Genomic DNA, 17,364 nt, shown 5'->3' with positions numbered 1-17,364 from the left:
ATCATTCGTGAAGCTGCGCCTTGTCGCCGAACCATTTCGCGATCAGCGCATTCAGGCTGCCGTCGGCCTTCATCGCGGCGATGGCGTCGTTCAGCTTGGCCTTCAACTCGGCATCGCTCTTGCGCAGGCCCACCCCGATGCCCTCGTCCAGGCTGACCTGGTCGCCGACGAATTGCAGGTCCTGGGATTCCTCGACGCTGGGGCGCAGCACCTCGTGGTCGCCGAAGCCCGCGTCCGCCTCGCCGTTGCGGACGGCGGCGATCACCTCGTCGATGGTGGCGAATTCCAGCATGGTGGCGCCGGTCTGGGCGATGTAGGCGGCCTGCACGGTGCCGGTCTGGGCCGCGATCACGCCGCCCTTGAGGTCCGCTTCGGCGTCAGCGCGATATAGGAGGAGGCGCCGGCGGCAGGTAGTTCTGGGTGAACTCGATCGAGGCCTTGCGTTCCTCGTTGATGCTCATGGCGGCCATGATGGCGTCGTAGTTGCCCGAGACGAGGTTCGGGATGATCGAATCCCAGTCGTTCTTGACCCAGGTGCAGTCAAGCTGCGCGCGCTTGCACAGCTCGTTGCCAAGCGCGACCTCGAACCCGTCGACCTGGCCCTGGTCGTTGACCAGGTTGTAGGGAGGGTAGGCGCCCTCGGTCGCGATGCGCACGGTCTGGGCCATGGACGCCCCCGCCGTCAGCGCAAGGGCCGCGACTGCAAGCACGAACTTCTTCATCGTCTTCTCTCCTGTTGGTTTCTTGTCCGTTATCCCGCCATCGAGGCGCTGAGGAACTGGCGCAGCCGGTCCGAGCGGGGCGCCCCGAAAAGCTGCGACGGCGGGCCCTGTTCCTCGATCAGGCCCTGGTGCAGGAACACGACATGGTCGCTGACATCGGCGGCCAGGCGCATGTCATGGGTCACCAGCAGCATGGTGCGGTGTTCGGCGGCCAGGTCCTTGATGACGCGCACGACCTCTTGCTGCAATTCGGGGTCCAGCGCGCTGGTCGGCTCGTCCAGCAGCAGGGCGCGCGGCTCATGCACAGCGCGCGGGCGATCGCGGCGCGCTGCTGCTGGCGCCCGAAAGCTGCGCGGGCCACCGTCGGCCTTGTCGCCGATGCCGACCTGGCCAGCAGGGCGCGGGCGCGGCCCTCGACCTCGGCGGGGTTGCGTTTCAGGACGTGGACCGGCGCCTCCATGACGTTCTGCAGGATGGTCATGTGGGACCACAGGTTGAACTGCTGGAACACCATCGACAGGTTGGTGCGCAGCCGCGTCACCTGGGTGCGGTCGGCGGGCACCCGGGCCATGCCCGCGCCGCGCCAGCGCACCGCTTCGCCCTCGAACAGGATGTCGCCCTGCTGGCTGTCCTCGAGCAGGTTGCAGCAGCGCAGCAGCGTGGACTTGCCCGACCCGGAACGCCGATCAGGCTGACGACATGGCCCCGGGGGGCGGTCAGGCTGACGCCGCGAATGACCCGCAGCTCGCCGTAAGCCTTGTGCAGGTCCCGGATCTCGATGACGGGGGGCTGCGCGTCCTGGCTGGGGGTCATGGCTGGGCTGGGCTGGTCCGGGTGGTTCATCTGGGCATGTGGCGCGATTTGGCGGCGGATTGCAACGCTTTCCTGACTGCCTTTCCGGTCAGGAAAGGCCCGCCCGCCTAGTCGCTGGACAGGCCCAGCTGGCCGTTGATCTGCCTGCGGACCAGCGCGGAATCGCGGTCGTTGACCCCCAGCAACCCCGAGACGAGGCGCACCAGGCTTTCCTCCTCGGCGCTGCGCTGGCCGTCGGACAGGGCGATTTCCCACAAGGCCGCAACGACGTCGCGGCGATCCTCGATCCCCACGCGTTCCTTGATGGTGCGGGTGAAGCGGACGGTGTCGGGGGCCTCGGCCTCGATCATCTCGGCCGCCACGCGCCGTTCGGACGCCTGCTGGCGGTCCAGCCCGTGCCAGCGGGCCAGGATGGTTTCGATCCGGGTCTTTTCCGCGTCGCTGTAGCGGTCGTCGGCCCGCGCGATGCGCACCAGAAGCGCCGCGACCGCGACCTCGGCGTCAGAGGACGACAGCGGCGCATGAAGCGGTGCGGTGGCGAACAGGCGACTGAGCAGATTGCGGAACATACCGGAACCTTAGGACAGATCGCGCACGGAAAGAAGCTAATAAATCTCAACTCACGGGTGCGTGCGCCGGCCGTTCCGCCGCCGGGCCGGTCAGTAACGTTGCGGCACGTAAAGCTCGGGCGGCACCACCTCGCGTTCGTAATCGGGGTTGAACACGCGGTCGGGCAGCACGACCTCTTCATGCGGGACGTCGGCATAGGGAATCATGCTGAGCAGGTGGCTGATGCAGTTCAGCCGCGCGCGCTTCTTGTCGTTGCCGGGGACGATGTACCAGGGCGCCTCGGGGATGTTGGTGCGTTCGAACATCTCTTCCTTGGCCTTGGTGTAATCCTCCCAGCGCACCCGCGACTGCAGGTCCATGGGCGACAGCTTCCACTGCTTCAGCGGGTCGTGGATGCGCATCAGAAAGCGCATCTGCTGTTCCTCGTCGGTGATCGAGAACCAGTATTTCACCAGCCGGATGCCCGAGCGGACCAGCATGCGTTCGAATTCGGGCACATCGTCGAAGAACTGCTCGACCTGGGGCTCGGTGGCAAAGCCCATCACCCGTTCGACCCCCGCGCGGTTGTACCAGCTGCGGTCGAACAGCACGATTTCGCCCCCGGCGGGCAGATGGGGGACATAGCGCTGGAAATACCATTGCGTCTTTTCGCGGTCCGAGGGGGCGGGCAGGGCCACCACGCGGGCGACGCGGGGGTTCAGGCGCTGGGTGATGCGCTTGATCGCGCCCCCCTTGCCGGCACTGTCGCGGCCCTCGAAGATCACCACGACCTTTTCCTTGTGGTAGCTGACCCAGTCCTGCAGCTTGATCAGTTCCGCCTGGAGGCGCAGCAGGTTGCGGAAATATTCGGCCCTGGGCATCTGGTTGGGATGCGTGTCGCGATAGATGCGCGAGATTTCCTGCGACAGGGCGGCATCCTCAAGCTCGATCTCGTAGTCTTCGTCCAGCGTGTTGGACAGTTCGGCTTCCAGCCATTCGTTGCGGGGCTCGTCCTGCATTGCCGTCTCCTGCTTGCGTCCTGCGCCGTCTAGCGGGGCGATGTGACAGTTTCGTGTCCGGCGGCGTCAGAACAGGCTGGCGCAGGCGCGGATCACGCCAAAGGCAAAGCCGCCGCCGTGGGCGTCGGCCACCGTGCCGCACCAGCGCCCGTCGCTCCGAACAGGCTTTTGCTGCCGCGCGGGCGATAGGCCACGCGCTTGCCGGTGATGTCGAACAGGTTCACCACGCCCGAGCCGTTCGGGGCATAATAGCCCACCACCGTCCCATCGGCGGTAAAGATCAGCCGCTTTCCGTTTTCCGGGTTTTCCGGCGCATTGCGGTAGACGTCCGAGGAATTGGCCGGGCTTGCCGCGGAATTCGCCGCCGCATGGGGCGAGTTCGCCTGCCGCGACGGCTGGTTCCTGGGCGCCCCGGGGCCAAGGTCGAAGGGCAGGCTGGACTGTTCGATCAGGAACAGCGGCGCATCGGCCAGCGCGGGACCGGCGGCAAGGGCAAGGATCAGGGCAAGGCGCATGGCGGCTCCGGGGTCTTTGTCGCGATTGTGCGTCAGGCGCGCGGCAAAGGACAGTCCCGGAAGGCCCGCAGGGGCGGGGGCTCCGCCTGGGGGCGGAACCATGCCGGCGCAGGCGCGTGTGGGCCTAGACCAGCCGCTCATTCTCCATCGCCGCCCGGACGAAGCCCGCGAACAGCGGCGCCGGGGCGAAGGGCTTGGATTTCAGCTCGGGGTGGGACTGCACGCCGATGAACCAGGGGTGGTCGCGATATTCCACCACCTCGGGCAGGCGGCCGTCGGGCGACATGCCCGAGAAGCAAAGGCCCGCCTGCTCCAGCTTTTCGCGATACTTGGCGTCCACCTCGTAGCGGTGGCGGTGGCGGTCCTCGATCTCGGTCGCGCCGTCATAGACCTGCGAGATGCGCGATCCGGGCGTCAGCACGGCGGTATAGGCCCCAAGCCGCATGGTGCCGCCCTTGTCGTCGGAAAGCTTGCGCTGGACCGTGTAATTGCCCTGCACCCATTCCTTGAGGTGATAGACGACGGGGGTGAAGCGGGTCTCGCCGGCCTCGTGGTCGAATTCCTCGGACCCCGCGTCGGGCATGTCGGCCAGGTTGCGCGCGGCCTCGATCACCGCCATCTGCATGCCCAGGCAGATGCCCAGATAGGGCACCTTCTTTTCGCGCGCATAGCGGGCGGCGGCGACCATGCCCTCGGTGCCGCGTTCGCCGAAGCCGCCGGGCACGATGATGCCGTGATAGCCGTCCAGCAGATGCGCGCCCTCGCCCTCCAGCTTCTCGCTGTCGACCCAATCGGCCTTGACGCGGACGCGGTTGGCCATGCCGCCATGGGTCAGCGCCTCGGCGATGGACTTGTAGGCGTCCTCGAGCTGGGTGTACTTGCCGACCACGGCGATCCTGACCTGGCCCTCGGCGTTCTCCAGCCGGTCCATCACGTCCTCCCAGCGCGACATGTCGGGGCGGGGCGCGGGGCTGATCTGGAAGGCGTCCAGCACCGCCTGGTCGAGGCCCGCGCGGTGATAGGCCAGCGGCGCCTCGTAGATCGACTTCAGGTCATAGGCGGGGATCACCGCCTCGGGGCGGACATTGCAGAACAGCGCGATCTTGGCGCGTTCCTTTTCCGGGATCGGCTGTTCGGACCGGCAGACCAGCACGTCGGGCTGCAACCCGATCGAGCGCAGTTCCTTGACGCTGTGCTGCGTCGGCTTGGTCTTGAGCTCGCCCGAGGCGGCCAGATAGGGCAGCAGCGTCAGGTGCATGAAGATGCAGCGCCCGCGCGGACGGTCCTGGGCGAACTGGCGGATCGCCTCGAAGAAGGGCAACCCCTCGATGTCGCCGACCGTGCCGCCGATCTCGCACAGCATGAAATCGACCTCATCCTCGCCGATGGCCAGGAAGTCCTTGATTTCGTTCGTGACGTGCGGAATGACCTGGATGGTCTTGCCCAGGTATTCGCCGCGCCGTTCCTTTTCCAGCACGTTGGAATAGATCCGCCCGGACGAGACGCTGTCGGTCTTGCGCGCCGAAACCCCGGTGAAGCGTTCGTAATGGCCTAGGTCCAGGTCGGTCTCGGCACCGTCGTCGGTGACGAAAACCTCGCCATGCTCGAACGGGCTCATGGTGCCGGGATCGACGTTCAGATAGGGGTCCAGCTTGCGCAACCGGACGGTATAGCCCCGCGCCTGCAGCAGCGCCCCCAGCGCCGCCGATGCCAGCCCCTTGCCAAGCGAGGAAACCACACCGCCGGTAATGAAGATATAGCGCGCCATCCGAAGGCCCCCGTGAGTCGGTCAAATAGGAAATCGCGGCCCGAATCTGGCCGGCATCACGGGGCTTGTCCTTTATCAGACCCGCCCCATGGCCGCAACGGACCGCCATGTGTCGTGATGGGGCGCAGGCGATGCGCCCCGGTTCGGTATCAGATGGTCGCGGCCGGGCCGGAGCCGGACCAGGAGCCGGCGTCGCGGGCGTCTGGGCCGGCTCGGCCGCCGGGGCGGCGGGCGCGGGTTCGACCGGCGCGGGCGGGGTCACGGGGCCGTCTGCGCCGGTGCCGCGGGCGTGGTCGCGGGCGCTGCCGGGGCAGGGGTGCGGTCGTCGCCAGCCGGTTCGGACGCGGCGCCGGGCGGCAGGCGGCTGGCCCGCCGCCGGGGGCGGGGTATAGTCGCCGATGCCCGGCAGGGTCGTCGCCGGCTGGCTGTCGGCCGCGCCGCCCAGGTCCAGCTGGTCCACGATCGAGCCGCTGGAGGCGTTGCGCGCCGCGATCACCGTCAGCACCAGCGAGGTGATCAGAAAGGCGATGGCCAGGACCCAGGTGGCCTTGGACAGCGCATTGGCCGCCTGGCGGCCGGTCATGACGCCGCTGCCGCCGCCACCCCCCATGCCAAGGCCGCCGCCTTCGGACCGCTGCAGAAGCACGACCCCGATCAGCAGGACGGCTAGGATCAGATGCACGGTCAGGACGACGTTTTCCACCACGGGGCCTTTCTTTCAGCGACGCGCCTATCTAGTCACCAAGGGCAAGATTGGCAAGCGGGGGTTCCATGCCGGCGTTGATGATCCAGGGCACGGGCTCGAACGTGGGAAAGTCGCTGCTGGTGGCGGGCCTGTGCCGGGCAGCGCGCTTGCGCGGTTTGTCCGTCGCACCGTTCAAGCCGCAGAACATGTCGAACAACGCCGCTGTGACGGCGGAGGGGGGCGAGATCGGGCGGGCCCAGGCCCTGCAGGCGCGGGCGGCGGGGCTCGAGCCCTCGGTGCACATGAACCCGGTGCTGCTGAAGCCCGAAACCGACCGCGCCGCCCAGGTCGTGGTGCAGGGCCGGGCAATGGCGCGGGCGCAGGCCACCGATTACGGCGCGCTGAAGGCCGGGCTGATGGCTGCGGTGCTGGACAGCTTCGGCCGGCTGGCGTCCGTCCACGAACTGGTGCTGGTCGAGGGCGCGGGCAGCCCGGCCGAGGTCAACCTGCGCCCCCGCGACATCGCCAACATGGGCTTTGCCCGCGCGGCGGGCGTGCCGGTGGTGCTGGCCGGCGACATCGACCGGGGCGGGGTGATCGCCCAGATCGTCGGCACGCAGGCGGTGCTGGAGCCGGGGGATGCCGCGATGATCCGGGGCTTTCTGGTCAACCGCTTTCGCGGCGACCCGGCGCTGTTCGACGGCGGCCGGGCCTTCATCGCGCAGCGCACCGGCTGGCCCGACCTGGGATTGGTGCCCTGGTTTCCCGACGCTGCCCGCCTGCCGGCCGAGGATGCGGTCGACCTGCGCCGCGCGGTGGGCGCGGGTGGGCTGCACATCGCCTGCCCGATGCTGTCGCGCATCGCCAATTTCGACGACCTGGACCCGCTGGCCGCCGAGCCGGGGGTGCGGCTGACCATGGTGCCCCCGGGCCAGGCGCTGCCGGGCGACGCCGATCTGGTGATCCTGCCCGGCACTAAGTCGACGCGGGGCGACCTGGCCTTTCTGCGCCAGCAGGGCTGGGACATCGACCTTGCCGCCCATGTCCGGCGCGGCGGCCATGTGCTGGGCATCTGCGGCGGCTACCAGATGCTGGGGGCCTGGGTGCATGACCCGGACGGCCACGACGGCGACCCGGGCAGCACCCGGGGGCTGGGCCTGCTCGAGGTGGAAACCCGGATGGTGCCCGACAAGCGCCTGACCCGGGTGCAGGGCCGCGCGCTTGGCCAGCCGGTCGAGGGGTACGAGATCCACATGGGCCGCGCCCAGGGCCCCGATTGCGCCCGCCCGCTGGCCCATATCCCCGAACCCGAGGGCGCGACCAGCGCCGACGGCCGCGTCACGGGCACGCATCTGCATGGGCTGTTCGCGGGCGACGCCTTTCGCGCGGCCTGGCTGGCCCGGCTGGGCGCGCCGTCGACGCCCGGCTATGGCGCGGGGGTCGAGGCGGTGCTGGACCGCCTTGCCGCCCATCTCGAGACGCACCTGGACCTTGACCGCCTGTTCGCGCTGGCGGGCTAAGGCAGGTCGGCCAGGATGCGCTCGGCCTCGGCCTTGCAGGGGGTCAGGCGGGCGCGGTCCTCGCCCGGAAAGAACCGCGCGCGCGTGGCCGTGGGCATGGGCGCGGGTCTGGCGATGACGACGCGGGGGCCGATGCTTTCGGCCTCTGTCTGCCAACTGCGGGCCAGCGCGATCTGCGCGGCCTTGGTCGCGCCGTAGCTGCCGAAAAACTTCTGCCCGGCGCGCGGGTCGTCGAAAAACAGCGCCGTGCCCTTGCGCGCCAGCAAGAGCGGCTCGAACAGCGCGATCAGCCCGCGCACGGCGACCAGGTTCAGGTCGACCGACTTCTGGAAATCCTTGGCATCCACATGGCCCGCGGGCGACAGCGGCGCGGCATGGACTGCGCAATGCGCCCACAGGTCCAACCCCTTCCAGCGCCCGCCCACGGCCTCGGCCAGCTTGACCATCGGCTCGGGCTGGCCCACGTCCAGGGGCGCCAGCGTGGCGGTGCCGCCGGCCTTGCGGATGCGGTCGTCCAGTTCCTCCAGCGCGCCCGCAGTTCGGGCCACGGCCAGGATATGCCAGCCGCGCGCCGCCAGCCCTTCGGCCAGTGCGGCGCCCAGCCCGCGCGAGGCGCCGGTGACCAGCGCGATCTTGGATGCTTCGCTCATGGCGGTGGTGTGGCACCGCGCCCGGCCTTGCGCAAGCCCCGCAATGTCGCAGCCCCAGCGGACTTCTTTCTTGCACAAATATCCTGGGGTGAGGCCCGGCACGGGCCGAGGGGCAAAGCCCCTGAAAAGCAAACGGCCCCGGGGTTGCGCCCGGGGCCGTTTCAACCTTGCAAGCCCGCCTCAGCGCGCCTTCACGTCCACATAGTCGCGCCGTTGCGCGCCGACATACAGCTGGCGCGGGCGGCCGATCTTGTTCTGCGGGCGGCGATCATTTCCTTCCACTGCGAAATCCAGCCGACGGTGCGCGATCACGAAGATCGGCGTGAACATCGCCGTCGGCACCCCCAGCGCTTACAGGATGATGGCCGAATAGAAGTCGACGTTGGGATAAAGCTTCTTCGAGACGAAATACTCGTCCTCCAGCGCGATTTTCTCAAGCTCCTTGGCGACCTGCAGCGTCGGGTTGTCGTGAATGCCCAGCAGGTCCAGAACCTCGTCGGCCGATTCCTTCATCACCGTGGCGCGCGGGTCGAAGTTCTTGTATACGCGGTGGCCGAAACCCATCAGCCGGAACGGATCGTCCTTGTCCTTGGCGCGGGCGATGTATTCGGGGATGCGCTCGACGCTGCCGATCTCGCGCAGCATCTCCAGGCAGGCCTGGTTGGCGCCGCCATGGGCCGGGCCCCAGAGGCAGGCGATGCCCGCCGCGATGCAGGCGAAGGGGTTCGCCCCCGAGGAGCCCGCCAGCCGCACGGTCGAGGTCGAGGCGTTCTGCTCGTGGTCCGCATGAAGCGTGAAGATGCGGTCCATCGCACGCGACAGCGCCGGGTCCACCACATATTTCTCGGCCGGGACCGAAAAGCACATGTGCAGGAAGTTGCTGGCGTAATCCAGTTCGTTCTGCGGATAGACGAAGGGCTGGCCGATCGAATACTTGTAGGCCATGGCGGCGATGGTCGGCACCTTGGCGATCAGCCGGATCGCCGCGACCTCGCGCTGCCAGGGGTCGTTGATGTCGGTCGAATCGTGGTAGAAGGCCGACATGGCCCCGATCACGCCGACCATGGTGGCCATCGGATGCGCATCGCGGCGGAAACCGCGGAAGAAGTTGTGCATCTGCTCGTGAACCATGGTGTGACGGGTCACGCGCCGTTCAAAGTCGGTCATCTGCTCGGCGGTGGGCAGCTCCCCGTAAAGCAGCAGATAGCACACTTCCAGGTAATGCGACTTGGCGGCCAGCTGCTCGATCGGATAGCCGCGATACCACAGCTCGCCCTTGTCGCCGTCGATATAGGTGATCGTCGAATCGCAGGACGCGGTCGAGGTGAAGCCGGGGTCATAGGTAAACACGTCCGCCTGGCCGTACAGCTTGCGGATGTCCAGGACATCCGGCCCCGCCGTAGGGCTGAGGATCGGAAGCTCGACTTCCTTTCCTTCGACAAGCAGCTTCGCGGATTTGCTCTCTGCCATTCCGTTCTCCTTTAGACCTGTCTCCGGCCTTGCCGGACGATGGGGCGCGGGCGATCAGCCCGCCTGATCCTGCAACCTGGCCAGCGTTTCCTCGCGGCCAAGCGCCAACATCATATCGAATACGCTCGGGGTCGAACTGCGGCCGGCAAGGGCGGCGCGCAAGGGTGCCGCGATCTTGCCCAGACCCAGCCCGTGCGACAAGCCAATCTGCTTGGCCGCCGCCTCGAGGTCGTCGCGGTCCCAGCTAGCATGCTGCAATGCGGCAGTCAATTCTGCCAGTATACTACGGGATACCGTATCCAGCGCGGCCGCCGCCTTGTCCTCAACCGCAAGGGGGCGCGACACCAGGGCGAAATGGCCCTGCTCCAGCAGCGCGGGCAGGGTTTTCGCCTTGGCCCTCAGCGCGGGCAGGGCGGGGGCCAGGCGCGCCTTCTGCGTCTCGGTCAGGGCAGGGGCGCCGGTTTCGGCCAGATAGGCGGCGATTTCCGCCATCAGCGCGTCGTCCTCCATCCGGGCGATGTGCCAGCCGCTGACATGCTCCAGCTTCTTGAAGTCCAGCCGGGCCGGGGCCTTGCCGATTCCCGGCAGATCGAACCACGCCCTGGCCTGGTCGTCGTCGAAAAGCTCGTCGTCGCCGTGGCTCCAGCCCAGCCGCGCCAGATAGTTGCGCATCGCCGCCGCCGGATAGCCCATCGCCGCGAATTCGTGCAGGCCCACCGCGCCGTGACGCTTGGACAGCTTCTTGCCGTCCTCGCCATGGATCAGCGGGATATGGGCAAAGACCGGCACGTCCCAGCCCATCGCCTGATAGATCTGGATCTGGCGGGCCGCGTTGGTCAGATGATCGTCGCCCCGGATCACATGGGTCACGCCCATGTCGTGGTCGTCCACCACCACCGCATGCATGTAGGTGGGGGTCCCGTCCGAACGCAGCAGGATCATGTCGTCCAACTGGTCGTTACCGAACGTCACATCGCCCTGCACCGCGTCCCGCACCACCGTCTGCCCGTCGCGGGGCGCGCGCAGGCGGATGACAAAGGGCGCGTCGGGATGGGTCGCCGGGTCCGCGTCGCGCCAGGGCGACAGGAACAGGGTCGAGCGGCCCTCGGCCTTGGCGGCGTCGCGGAACGCCTCGATCTCCTCGGCGGTCGAGAAGCATTTGTAGGCGGTGCCGTTCGCCAGCATGGCGCGGGCGACCTCGGCATGGCGGGCGCGGCCCTCGAACTGGCTGACCGGCTCGCCGTCCCAGTCGAGGCCCAGCCATTCCAGCCCCTTCAGGATCGCCGCCGTCGCCTCGGGGGTCGAGCGGGCGCGGTCGGTGTCCTCGATCCGCAGCAGGAATCGCCCATTCCGCCCACGGGCGTAAAGCCAGTTGAACAGGGCCGTCCGGGCCCCCCCGATATGCAGGTATCCGGTGGGCGAGGGGGCAAAGCGGGTCACGACAGGGCGGGAATCGGTCATTTCAGGGCCAGACAATCCAGAAAAATCAGCAGGGGGCGGACGCCGTTAAGCCTTTCGAAAGGGACGGCGTGCCAGTCTCGCCGTCAGAGATACGCAAGGCTTGGGACAAGGACAAGTTTCGGTGACGACGGCAATGACCACGGCGGGCGGTGTGGGGGCGGCGGCACGCCCTGCCGCCGCCTCGCGGGTGACGCGCGCACCCGTCGTGATCCGCGCGGGTTTGCTGCCCTGGCTGCCGGTCTGGATGGCGCTGGGCATCGGCGCCTGGTTCGCCTTGCCGGACGAACCCGGGCCCCGCATCTATGCCGCCTGCCTGGTTCTGCTGCTGGCCGCGCCGGCGCTGGCGGCCGCGGCCCGCGCCCGGGCCGTTGCGGGCCGGCTCGACTGGGACCGCGCGGACCGGCTGCGGCTGGTCTGCCTGGCGCTGGCGACCATTGTTCTGGGCTTTGGCCTGTCCGGCCTGCGGTCCTGGTCGGTCGCGGCGCCGGTGCTGGATTTCCGCTATTATGGCCCGGTCGAGGGGCGGGTGGTCATGGTCGACCGTTCGGCCCGCGACCGGATGCGGCTGACGCTGGATCGCGTGGCGCTGGACGACGTGGCGCCCGAACGGACGCCCGAACGGGTCCGCGTCTCTCTGTTCGACGAGGGCACGTTGCCGCTGCCGGGGCAGCGCGTGATGCTGTCGGCCCATCTGGGCCCGCCGAACGGCCCGACCGAGCCGGGAGCGTTCGATTTCCGCCGCGTCGCCTGGTTCGAGCGGCTGGGCGCCATCGGCTATTCCCGCGCGCCCGTCCTGACGGTCGAACCGCCCCGTCCCGGCGGCGCCCTGGCGCTGCACCGGCTGCGCATGTCCATGGCCGAGGCCATGCGCCAGGCCATCGGCGGGCAAGAGGGCGCGGTCTCGGCCGCGCTGATGACCGGCGACCGCTCGGGGATCGAGGAGCGCACGAACGACATCATGCGGGCCTCGAACCTTTACCACATCATCTCGATCTCGGGGCTGCACATGACGATGCTGGCGGGGTTCACCTATGCCGCGCTGCGCCTCATGGGGGTGGGCCTGCAGGGCTTGGGCGCCATCCGGGGCCAGGCCCTGCACAAATGGGCGGCGGGCGGGGCGCTGCTTGCCTCGGCGGTCTATCTGTGGCTTTCGGGCGGCGGGGTCGCGACCGAACGGTCGTTCATCAGGTCGCCGTGATGCTGGCCGCGATCATGGCCGACCGCAGGGTCGTGTCCCTGCGCACGGTCGCGGTCGCCGCCGTGGTGATCCTGGCGGCCGAGCCCGAGGGTCTGACCTCGGCCGGTTTCCAGATGAGCTTTGCGGCCACCCTCGCCCTGATCCTGTCCCAGGATCCCTGGAACCGGCACGCGCCCGCGATGCCCTGGTGGCTGCGCCCGGCGGCGATGCTGCTGCTGTCCTCGCTGGTGGCGAGCCTGGCGACGACTCCCTTCGCGGCGGCGCATTTCGGACGGATGACGCAATACGGCATGCTGGCGAACCTGCTGGTCGTGCCGGTGGTCGGCATGGTCGTCATGCCCGCGGGCGTGATCGCGGCGGTGCTGGCGCCCCTCGGCCTGGCGCAGCCGGCGCTGTGGTTCATGGGGCTGGGGACGCGCTGGATGCTGATCGTGGCCGACTGGGTCGCGGGCTTCAACGGCGCCGTCACGGCCTGCCCGCCCCGCCCACGCTGGTCGTGCCGCTGATGGGGCTGGGCGCCTGCCTGGTGATCCTGGCCCCGGTTTCGCCGATGGCCGGGGGCGGCCTGGTGCGGCTGCGGCGGCTGGCGGGGGGCCTGGTCCTGCTGCTGGCGCTGGTCGTGTGGCTGCGTCACGAACGCCCGCTGGTCCTGGTCTCGGGCGACGGCGACGCGGTCGGTGTGATGACCCCCTCGGGTCGGGCGCTGTCGAAGCCCAAGGGGGGCGCCTTTGCCGCCGCCGAGTGGCTCGAGGCGGATGGCGACCAGGCCGACCAGGCATCGGCCGCCGCCCGCCCGTTCTGGAGCGGCGCGGCCTTTGCCCGCAGCGCGACAGTGCACCTGCCCGGAACCGACGTCGCGCTGCATCACCTGACCGGCAAGCGGGCGGCGAGCCTGGCCGCGGACCTGTGCCGCGCCGGCGCGGTGATCGTGTCGGACCAGGAGCTGCGCGCCGCCCTGGGCCGGCGTCCCGCCTGCCGGCTCATGGACCGGGGGGCGCTGCGCCGCACCGGCGCCCTGGCGATCGAGATGGCGCCGACCGGATACCGCATCGTCACCACGGCCGAGCGTGCCGGCCGCCGCGCCTGGACCGGCGGCCCCCACACCCTCAAGGGACACTGAGCCATGTATACCCTGGTCGGCCGCTCGCTCGAAAGCTTCCTGCGCAGTTCCTATGGCGATGCCTTCTGGCAGGACCTCGTGCAGGGCGCGCTGCCCGAACGGGCGTCGCGCCCGCTGCTGGTCCACACCTCGCCGCAGGAGACCCGGCGCCTGGTGTTTCTGGCGTCGCGCCGCCTGGGCAAGCCCGTCGCCGAAATCGCCGAGGACCTGGGCGCCTGGGTCGTCCGGCTCGAGGGGGTGCGCCGGCTGCTTCGCTTCAGCGGGCCGAACTTTGTCGAGTTCATCCGCTCGCTCGAGGAATTGCCGGGCCGCGCCCTGCTGGTCCTGCCGCATTTTCCGCAGCCCGAACTGAGCGTGGTTTCGGAAGGGGCCGAGGACTACGAGATCTATGTCTCGCACCGGCCGCGCGGCTGGATCTGGGCGATTGCGGGCATGCTGCGCGGCATGGCCGACGATTACGGCACGCTTGCGCTGATCGCGGTTGCGGGAAACCGCATCACGTTGCGGGTGGTGCTTGAGGAACATGCCGCCGGCCGGCCCTTTGCGCTGTCGGCCGAATAGGGCGAGATAGGACAAGGGCGATGGGCGACACCGATCTGGACGGCCTTGGGGCGCTGCTGCCGATGCACCTGCTTGTGGCCGAGGGGGGCGCGATCCGTTCGGCCGGATCGACGCTGGCCAAGCTGATCGGCGGGCACGACCGGTCGAAACCTGCCTGGCCCCGGTGCATCCGCACGGCATGCCCGAGGGGTTCGCCCATCTTGCGCCGCGCATCCGGGCCGGCCAGCGTCTGCACTGCGGCTGCGGGACCATCCGGCCATCCTGCGCGCGGCCATGGTCGTGCCCGGGGCGGCGGCTTTCTGATGAACCTGGGCTTCGGCATCACCCTGGCCCAGGCGATCCGCAGCTTTTCGCTGACCGACGCCGATTTCGCCCCGGCCGATCTGGCGATGGAGTTCCTGTTCCTGCACGAGGCGAACCAGGCGGTGCTGGCGGAACTGGGCCGCGCGAACCGTCGCCTGGAGGCGGCGTTCGAGGCGGCCGAGACCAGGTCGATGACCGATCCCCTGACCGGGCTGCTGAACCGCAGGGGGTTCGAACTGGCGCTGCAGGCGGCCTGGCGCAACGCGGGTGCGGTGCCCTTTGCCCTGGCGCAGCTGGACCTGGACTTCTTCAAGCAGGTCAACGACATCCACGGCCATGCGGCAGGCGACGACGTGCTGCGGCACGTCGCCCAGATCCTGCGCACCGAAACGCGCTCTGCCGACCGGGTCGCCCGCACCGGCGGGGACGAATTCCTGCTGCTGCTGATGCGTCCGGGCGGGGCCGAGCAGCTGCTGGGCCTGTCGCGCCGCATCATCCGCCGGATCGAGGAGCCGATCCCCGCCGGCGATGCGCTCTGCCGCGTCTCGGCCAGCCTGGGCTTCGTCCGTTCGGCCGAGCACGCCCTTTCCGACCCGGACGCGATGCTGGCCGCCGCCGACGCCGCCCTTTACGAGGCCAAGCGCGCCGGCCGCGGCATGGCCCGCGCCGCGTCGCCGGGATAGGTGTGTGGCGGGCCGCGCGGTGAGGGGGCGGCCATGCTGTGCCACCGCAACTTACGATGCCAAGCGGGCAAGCCGGGGCACGTCCCGCATCGCGTCGCCCGGGGAGGGTTGGCAGGCCGTGCGGGAAGCGAACGGCCATGCTTTGCCACCGCAACCGGGTCTGAAGCCGTCCTGCGGTCTGGGACTGGTCGCGGCTGTCCAAGCTGCGGGGCTGGCCAGAACCCTGAAGGGCCGGACCATGCTGAGAAAGTCTTGTGCCAGACAGAGGAAATCTTGCAGGCACAGATCACCCCCGGCAGCAAGGCCATTCAGGGCCCAAGCATTCCAGGCTTGAAGCAGGCCCTCAGCCGGATCGCTGCCTTGCAGGCCGGCCCGTGTCATCGCATCTCGGTGGGCCGTCTCCGGTCGTTTCGATGCGGCTGCGCTCGGTCTTCCTTGCCGGCGCTACTGGTCAACCGCACCCTCCCCGTAACACTCCATGCCGCTCGCCCGCCGCGCATTCGACCGCGAAACGCCGGCGGGACGCGCCTCTATGCACGGCGAAATCTTCCAACGGCAGCAATCATCGCAGCGCGACCACCGGCCGCTTCACCAAGGCAACCACGGCGGCCTCGAACAAGGCCGGGCACCAGGCCGAACCGCGCGGCAAGAGCGGGCGCCGGCCATCGCCCCCAGCGCGACCGTGACCGAAAACACCACCGGCATGCCAAAGCCCCAGGCCGCGACCGCGCCGACGCCGCCGGCGAGCGCCAGGCCGGCGATGCCGCCAAGCGTCGACAGCGCCACCGCCTCGGTCAGGAACTGGGTCAGGATGTCGCGCATCGAGGCGCCGGTCGCGGCGCGGATGCCGATCTCGCGCGTGCGCTCGCGCACGGTGATGAACATGATGTTCATGACGCCGATGCCGCCCACGAAGATGGAAATCGCCGCGATGGCGCCCAGCAGCAGGTTCTGCGCGGCGCGCTCGGCCTCGGCCTGGCGAAAGGCGCCGGCGGCGTCGGTCAGCCAGAAATCCTCGGCGCCGTGGCGCTGGATCATCACCTCGCGCAAGAGCGCGTTGGTTTCCGCCAGCCGCGCCATGTCATGCAGCGCGACGACGATCACCGACAACTCGTCCGGGCCATAGACCCGGCTTTCCAGGCTGCTGAGCGGCATGACGACCAGCCGGTCGCGGTCGCTGCCGTTCTCGCTCAGCCCCTTGGCTTGCAGCACGCCGCCAACCAGAAAGGGCGACAGGTTGACCATGACGAATTCGCCGGTCGGGTCGCGCCCGTCGGGAAACAGGGTGCGCGCCACGGTGGCGCCCAGCAGCACCACCGGGCTGCCCGAGCGTTCGTCCTGCCGGGTGAAGAAGCTGCCCCGCGCCACGTCCCAGCCGTGCACGCCGCGAAAGTCCCGGTCGGCGCCCAGCACGTCGGTTTCGACCGAGAAGGGTCCCGCGCTGACTGCCGCCTGCTCCCAGCGGCCGGGCATGACGCCTTCGACGTTCGGCAGCCCCTTCAGCGCCTGCGCATCGCCCGGCGTCAGCGGCCGGCGCGGCATGCGCGTGTCCTGGTCCGCGCTGACGACGACCCAGTTCGTGCCGATGGCCGAGGCGCGTTCGATGAACTCCTCCTGCGCGCCGCGGCCGATGGCGAGCATGGCCACGACCGAGGCGACGCCGATCACGATGCCCGACAGCGTCAGCGCCGTGCGCACCGGGCTTGCGGCGATAGCGGCCAGGGCCGCGCGCCCGGCCTCATGCAGGGCGGGCAGGAAGGCCGCGCGGCGCTGGCGGGGCGTCGGCAGCGCCGGGCCGGGGTCCTGCGCAGGGACCGGGCCGCTGTCGGCGGTGATCCGCCCCTCGCCGATGCGGATCACCCGGTTGGCGCGGGCGGCGATGTCCGGGTCATGGGTGATGAGGATCACGGTATGGCCCTCTGCCGCCAGATCGGTCAGCAGCCGCATCACCTGCCGCCGCTTTCGGCATCGAGCGCGCCGGTCGGCTCATCCGCCAGGATCACCGAGCGCCGTTCATCAGCGCCCGCGCGATCGAGACCCGCTGCTGCTGGCCCCCGGACAGCTGCGCCGGCCGGGCGTGCAGCCGATGCCCAAGGCCCAGCCGCTTCAGCAGCGCCGCTGCCCGGTCGCGCCGGGCCGCGCGGCTTGCGCCGGTGTGGCTGGCGGGCAGCTCGACATTCTCCAGCGCCGACAGCGTCGGGATCAGGTTGTATTGCTGAAAGACGAAGCCGAACAGCCGGTTGCGCAGGCCGGCCTGGGCATCGCGCGACAGGCTCGCCACGTCCTGACCGGCCAGGTGATGGCTGCCCGCCGTCGGCCGGTCCAGA

The 17,364-nt window shown here is 69.5% G+C and carries 14 protein-coding genes and 4 pseudogenes; 5 read left to right on the top strand and 13 right to left on the bottom strand.

The window, feature by feature from the left end; translation table 11 throughout:
* Position 1: 1 nt before the first annotated feature.
* From DPM13_RS02220 to DPM13_RS24700, 8 genes and pseudogenes are all read right to left on the bottom strand, one after another.
* A pseudogene (locus tag DPM13_RS02220) lies at positions 2 to 722 on the bottom strand (transporter substrate-binding domain-containing protein).
* 29 nt (positions 723 to 751) lie between these two features.
* Positions 752 to 970 (bottom strand): hypothetical protein, encoded by a 219-nt coding sequence (locus DPM13_RS26490; protein ID WP_397245444.1) that lies wholly within the window; start codon positions 968 to 970, stop codon positions 752 to 754.
* Positions 904 to 1,362: an ATP-binding cassette domain-containing protein gene (locus DPM13_RS26485; protein WP_397246252.1), complete on the bottom strand. Its 459-nt coding sequence runs from the start codon at positions 1,360 to 1,362 to the stop codon at positions 904 to 906. The genes DPM13_RS26490 and DPM13_RS26485 overlap by 67 nt, the downstream gene beginning before the upstream one ends.
* 280 nt (positions 1,363 to 1,642) lie before the next feature.
* Positions 1,643 to 2,104: a tellurite resistance TerB family protein gene (locus DPM13_RS02210; RefSeq protein WP_028717783.1), complete on the bottom strand. Its 462-nt coding sequence runs from the start codon at positions 2,102 to 2,104 to the stop codon at positions 1,643 to 1,645.
* A 90-nt stretch (positions 2,105 to 2,194) separates the two neighbouring features.
* Positions 2,195 to 3,103 carry a polyphosphate kinase 2 gene (gene ppk2 / locus DPM13_RS02205; RefSeq protein WP_028717782.1) on the bottom strand — a complete coding sequence of 303 codons (909 nt, stop codon included), beginning with the start codon at positions 3,101 to 3,103 and terminating at the stop codon, positions 2,195 to 2,197.
* Between the two features lie 92 nt (positions 3,104 to 3,195).
* Positions 3,196 to 3,618 (bottom strand): hypothetical protein, encoded by a 423-nt coding sequence (locus tag DPM13_RS02200; RefSeq protein WP_223252295.1) that lies wholly within the window; start codon positions 3,616 to 3,618, stop codon positions 3,196 to 3,198.
* 124 nt (positions 3,619 to 3,742) lie between these two features.
* Entirely contained in the window at positions 3,743 to 5,386 is a 1,644-nt protein-coding gene (locus DPM13_RS02195; protein ID WP_028717780.1) for a CTP synthase, read from the bottom strand.
* Positions 5,387 to 5,936: 550 nt separating this feature from the next.
* Positions 5,937 to 6,032 (bottom strand): annotated as a pseudogene (locus DPM13_RS24700) (preprotein translocase subunit SecG); the annotation flags it as partial.
* 125 nt (positions 6,033 to 6,157) lie between these two features.
* Between DPM13_RS24700 and DPM13_RS02185 the strand changes: the two are divergent.
* Positions 6,158 to 7,591: a cobyric acid synthase gene (locus DPM13_RS02185; RefSeq protein WP_112887371.1), complete on the top strand. Its 1,434-nt coding sequence runs from the start codon at positions 6,158 to 6,160 to the stop codon at positions 7,589 to 7,591.
* Here DPM13_RS02185 and DPM13_RS02180 read toward each other — a convergent pair.
* The 3 genes and pseudogenes from DPM13_RS02180 to gltX all read right to left on the bottom strand — a co-directional run bounded on the left by DPM13_RS02180 (position 7,588) and on the right by gltX (position 11,172).
* Positions 7,588 to 8,241 carry an SDR family NAD(P)-dependent oxidoreductase gene (locus DPM13_RS02180; RefSeq protein WP_112887370.1) on the bottom strand — a complete coding sequence of 218 codons (654 nt, stop codon included), beginning with the start codon at positions 8,239 to 8,241 and terminating at the stop codon, positions 7,588 to 7,590. The genes DPM13_RS02185 and DPM13_RS02180 overlap by 4 nt on opposite strands.
* Positions 8,242 to 8,421: 180 nt before the next feature.
* Positions 8,422 to 9,711, bottom strand: a pseudogene (gene gltA / locus DPM13_RS02175) (citrate synthase).
* Positions 9,712 to 9,765: 54 nt separating this feature from the next.
* The gene (gltX, locus tag DPM13_RS02170) at positions 9,766 to 11,172 is read right to left on the bottom strand and encodes a glutamate--tRNA ligase (RefSeq protein WP_112887369.1); all 1,407 of its coding nucleotides are present in this window, start codon (positions 11,170 to 11,172) and stop codon (positions 9,766 to 9,768) included.
* 133 nt (positions 11,173 to 11,305) lie between these two features.
* On the opposite strand from gltX, the pseudogene DPM13_RS02165 reads away from it, so the two are divergent.
* The 4 genes and pseudogenes from DPM13_RS02165 to DPM13_RS02155 all read left to right on the top strand — a co-directional run bounded on the left by DPM13_RS02165 (position 11,306) and on the right by DPM13_RS02155 (position 15,037).
* Positions 11,306 to 12,876, top strand: a pseudogene (locus DPM13_RS02165) (ComEC/Rec2 family competence protein).
* On the top strand, positions 12,867 to 13,490 hold the full coding sequence (locus DPM13_RS21940; RefSeq protein WP_223252294.1) for a hypothetical protein: 624 nt from the start codon (positions 12,867 to 12,869) through the stop codon (positions 13,488 to 13,490). Before DPM13_RS02165 ends, DPM13_RS21940 begins: the two are co-directional and overlap by 10 nt.
* Before the next feature lie 3 nt (positions 13,491 to 13,493).
* Positions 13,494 to 14,051 (top strand): heme NO-binding domain-containing protein, encoded by a 558-nt coding sequence (locus tag DPM13_RS02160; RefSeq protein ID WP_112887368.1) that lies wholly within the window; start codon positions 13,494 to 13,496, stop codon positions 14,049 to 14,051.
* Positions 14,052 to 14,071: 20 nt separating this feature from the next.
* Positions 14,072 to 15,037, top strand: a complete 966-nt coding sequence (locus DPM13_RS02155) for a GGDEF domain-containing protein (RefSeq protein WP_112887367.1) — start codon at positions 14,072 to 14,074, stop codon at positions 15,035 to 15,037.
* A gap of 588 nt (positions 15,038 to 15,625) precedes the next feature.
* On the opposite strand, the gene DPM13_RS02150 is transcribed toward DPM13_RS02155, so the two are convergent.
* Both DPM13_RS02150 and DPM13_RS21935 read right to left on the bottom strand, forming a co-directional pair.
* Positions 15,626 to 16,984 (bottom strand): ABC transporter permease, encoded by a 1,359-nt coding sequence (locus DPM13_RS02150; protein ID WP_223252293.1) that lies wholly within the window; start codon positions 16,982 to 16,984, stop codon positions 15,626 to 15,628.
* Positions 16,985 to 17,036: 52 nt separating this feature from the next.
* Positions 17,037 to 17,363, bottom strand: a complete 327-nt coding sequence (locus tag DPM13_RS21935) for an ATP-binding cassette domain-containing protein (protein WP_262983312.1) — start codon at positions 17,361 to 17,363, stop codon at positions 17,037 to 17,039.
* Between the last annotated feature and the right edge of the window lies 1 nt (position 17,364).

The organism is Paracoccus mutanolyticus (assembly GCF_003285265.1).
In the GTDB taxonomy this organism is placed as follows: domain Bacteria; phylum Pseudomonadota; class Alphaproteobacteria; order Rhodobacterales; family Rhodobacteraceae; genus Paracoccus; species Paracoccus yeei.
The sequence above is the reverse complement of the archived record's forward strand: the minus strand, read 5'-3'. Positions and strand labels throughout refer to the sequence as shown.

Coding starts and splice junctions, on each gene's coding strand:
- DPM13_RS02155 (WP_112887367.1), top strand. CDS start 14,072: ATGGGCGACACCGATCTGGACGGCCTTGGGGCGCTGCTGCCGATGCAC.
- gltX (WP_112887369.1), bottom strand. CDS start 11,172: ATGACCGATTCCCGCCCTGTCGTGACCCGCTTTGCCCCCTCGCCCACC.
- ppk2 (WP_028717782.1), bottom strand. CDS start 3,103: ATGCAGGACGAGCCCCGCAACGAATGGCTGGAAGCCGAACTGTCCAAC.
- DPM13_RS02210 (WP_028717783.1), bottom strand. CDS start 2,104: ATGTTCCGCAATCTGCTCAGTCGCCTGTTCGCCACCGCACCGCTTCAT.
- DPM13_RS02200 (WP_223252295.1), bottom strand. CDS start 3,618: ATGCGCCTTGCCCTGATCCTTGCCCTTGCCGCCGGTCCCGCGCTGGCC.
- DPM13_RS02185 (WP_112887371.1), top strand. CDS start 6,158: ATGCCGGCGTTGATGATCCAGGGCACGGGCTCGAACGTGGGAAAGTCG.
- DPM13_RS02150 (WP_223252293.1), bottom strand. CDS start 16,984: ATGCGGCTGCTGACCGATCTGGCGGCAGAGGGCCATACCGTGATCCTC.
- DPM13_RS02160 (WP_112887368.1), top strand. CDS start 13,494: ATGTATACCCTGGTCGGCCGCTCGCTCGAAAGCTTCCTGCGCAGTTCC.
- DPM13_RS02195 (WP_028717780.1), bottom strand. CDS start 5,386: ATGGCGCGCTATATCTTCATTACCGGCGGTGTGGTTTCCTCGCTTGGC.
- DPM13_RS02180 (WP_112887370.1), bottom strand. CDS start 8,241: ATGAGCGAAGCATCCAAGATCGCGCTGGTCACCGGCGCCTCGCGCGGG.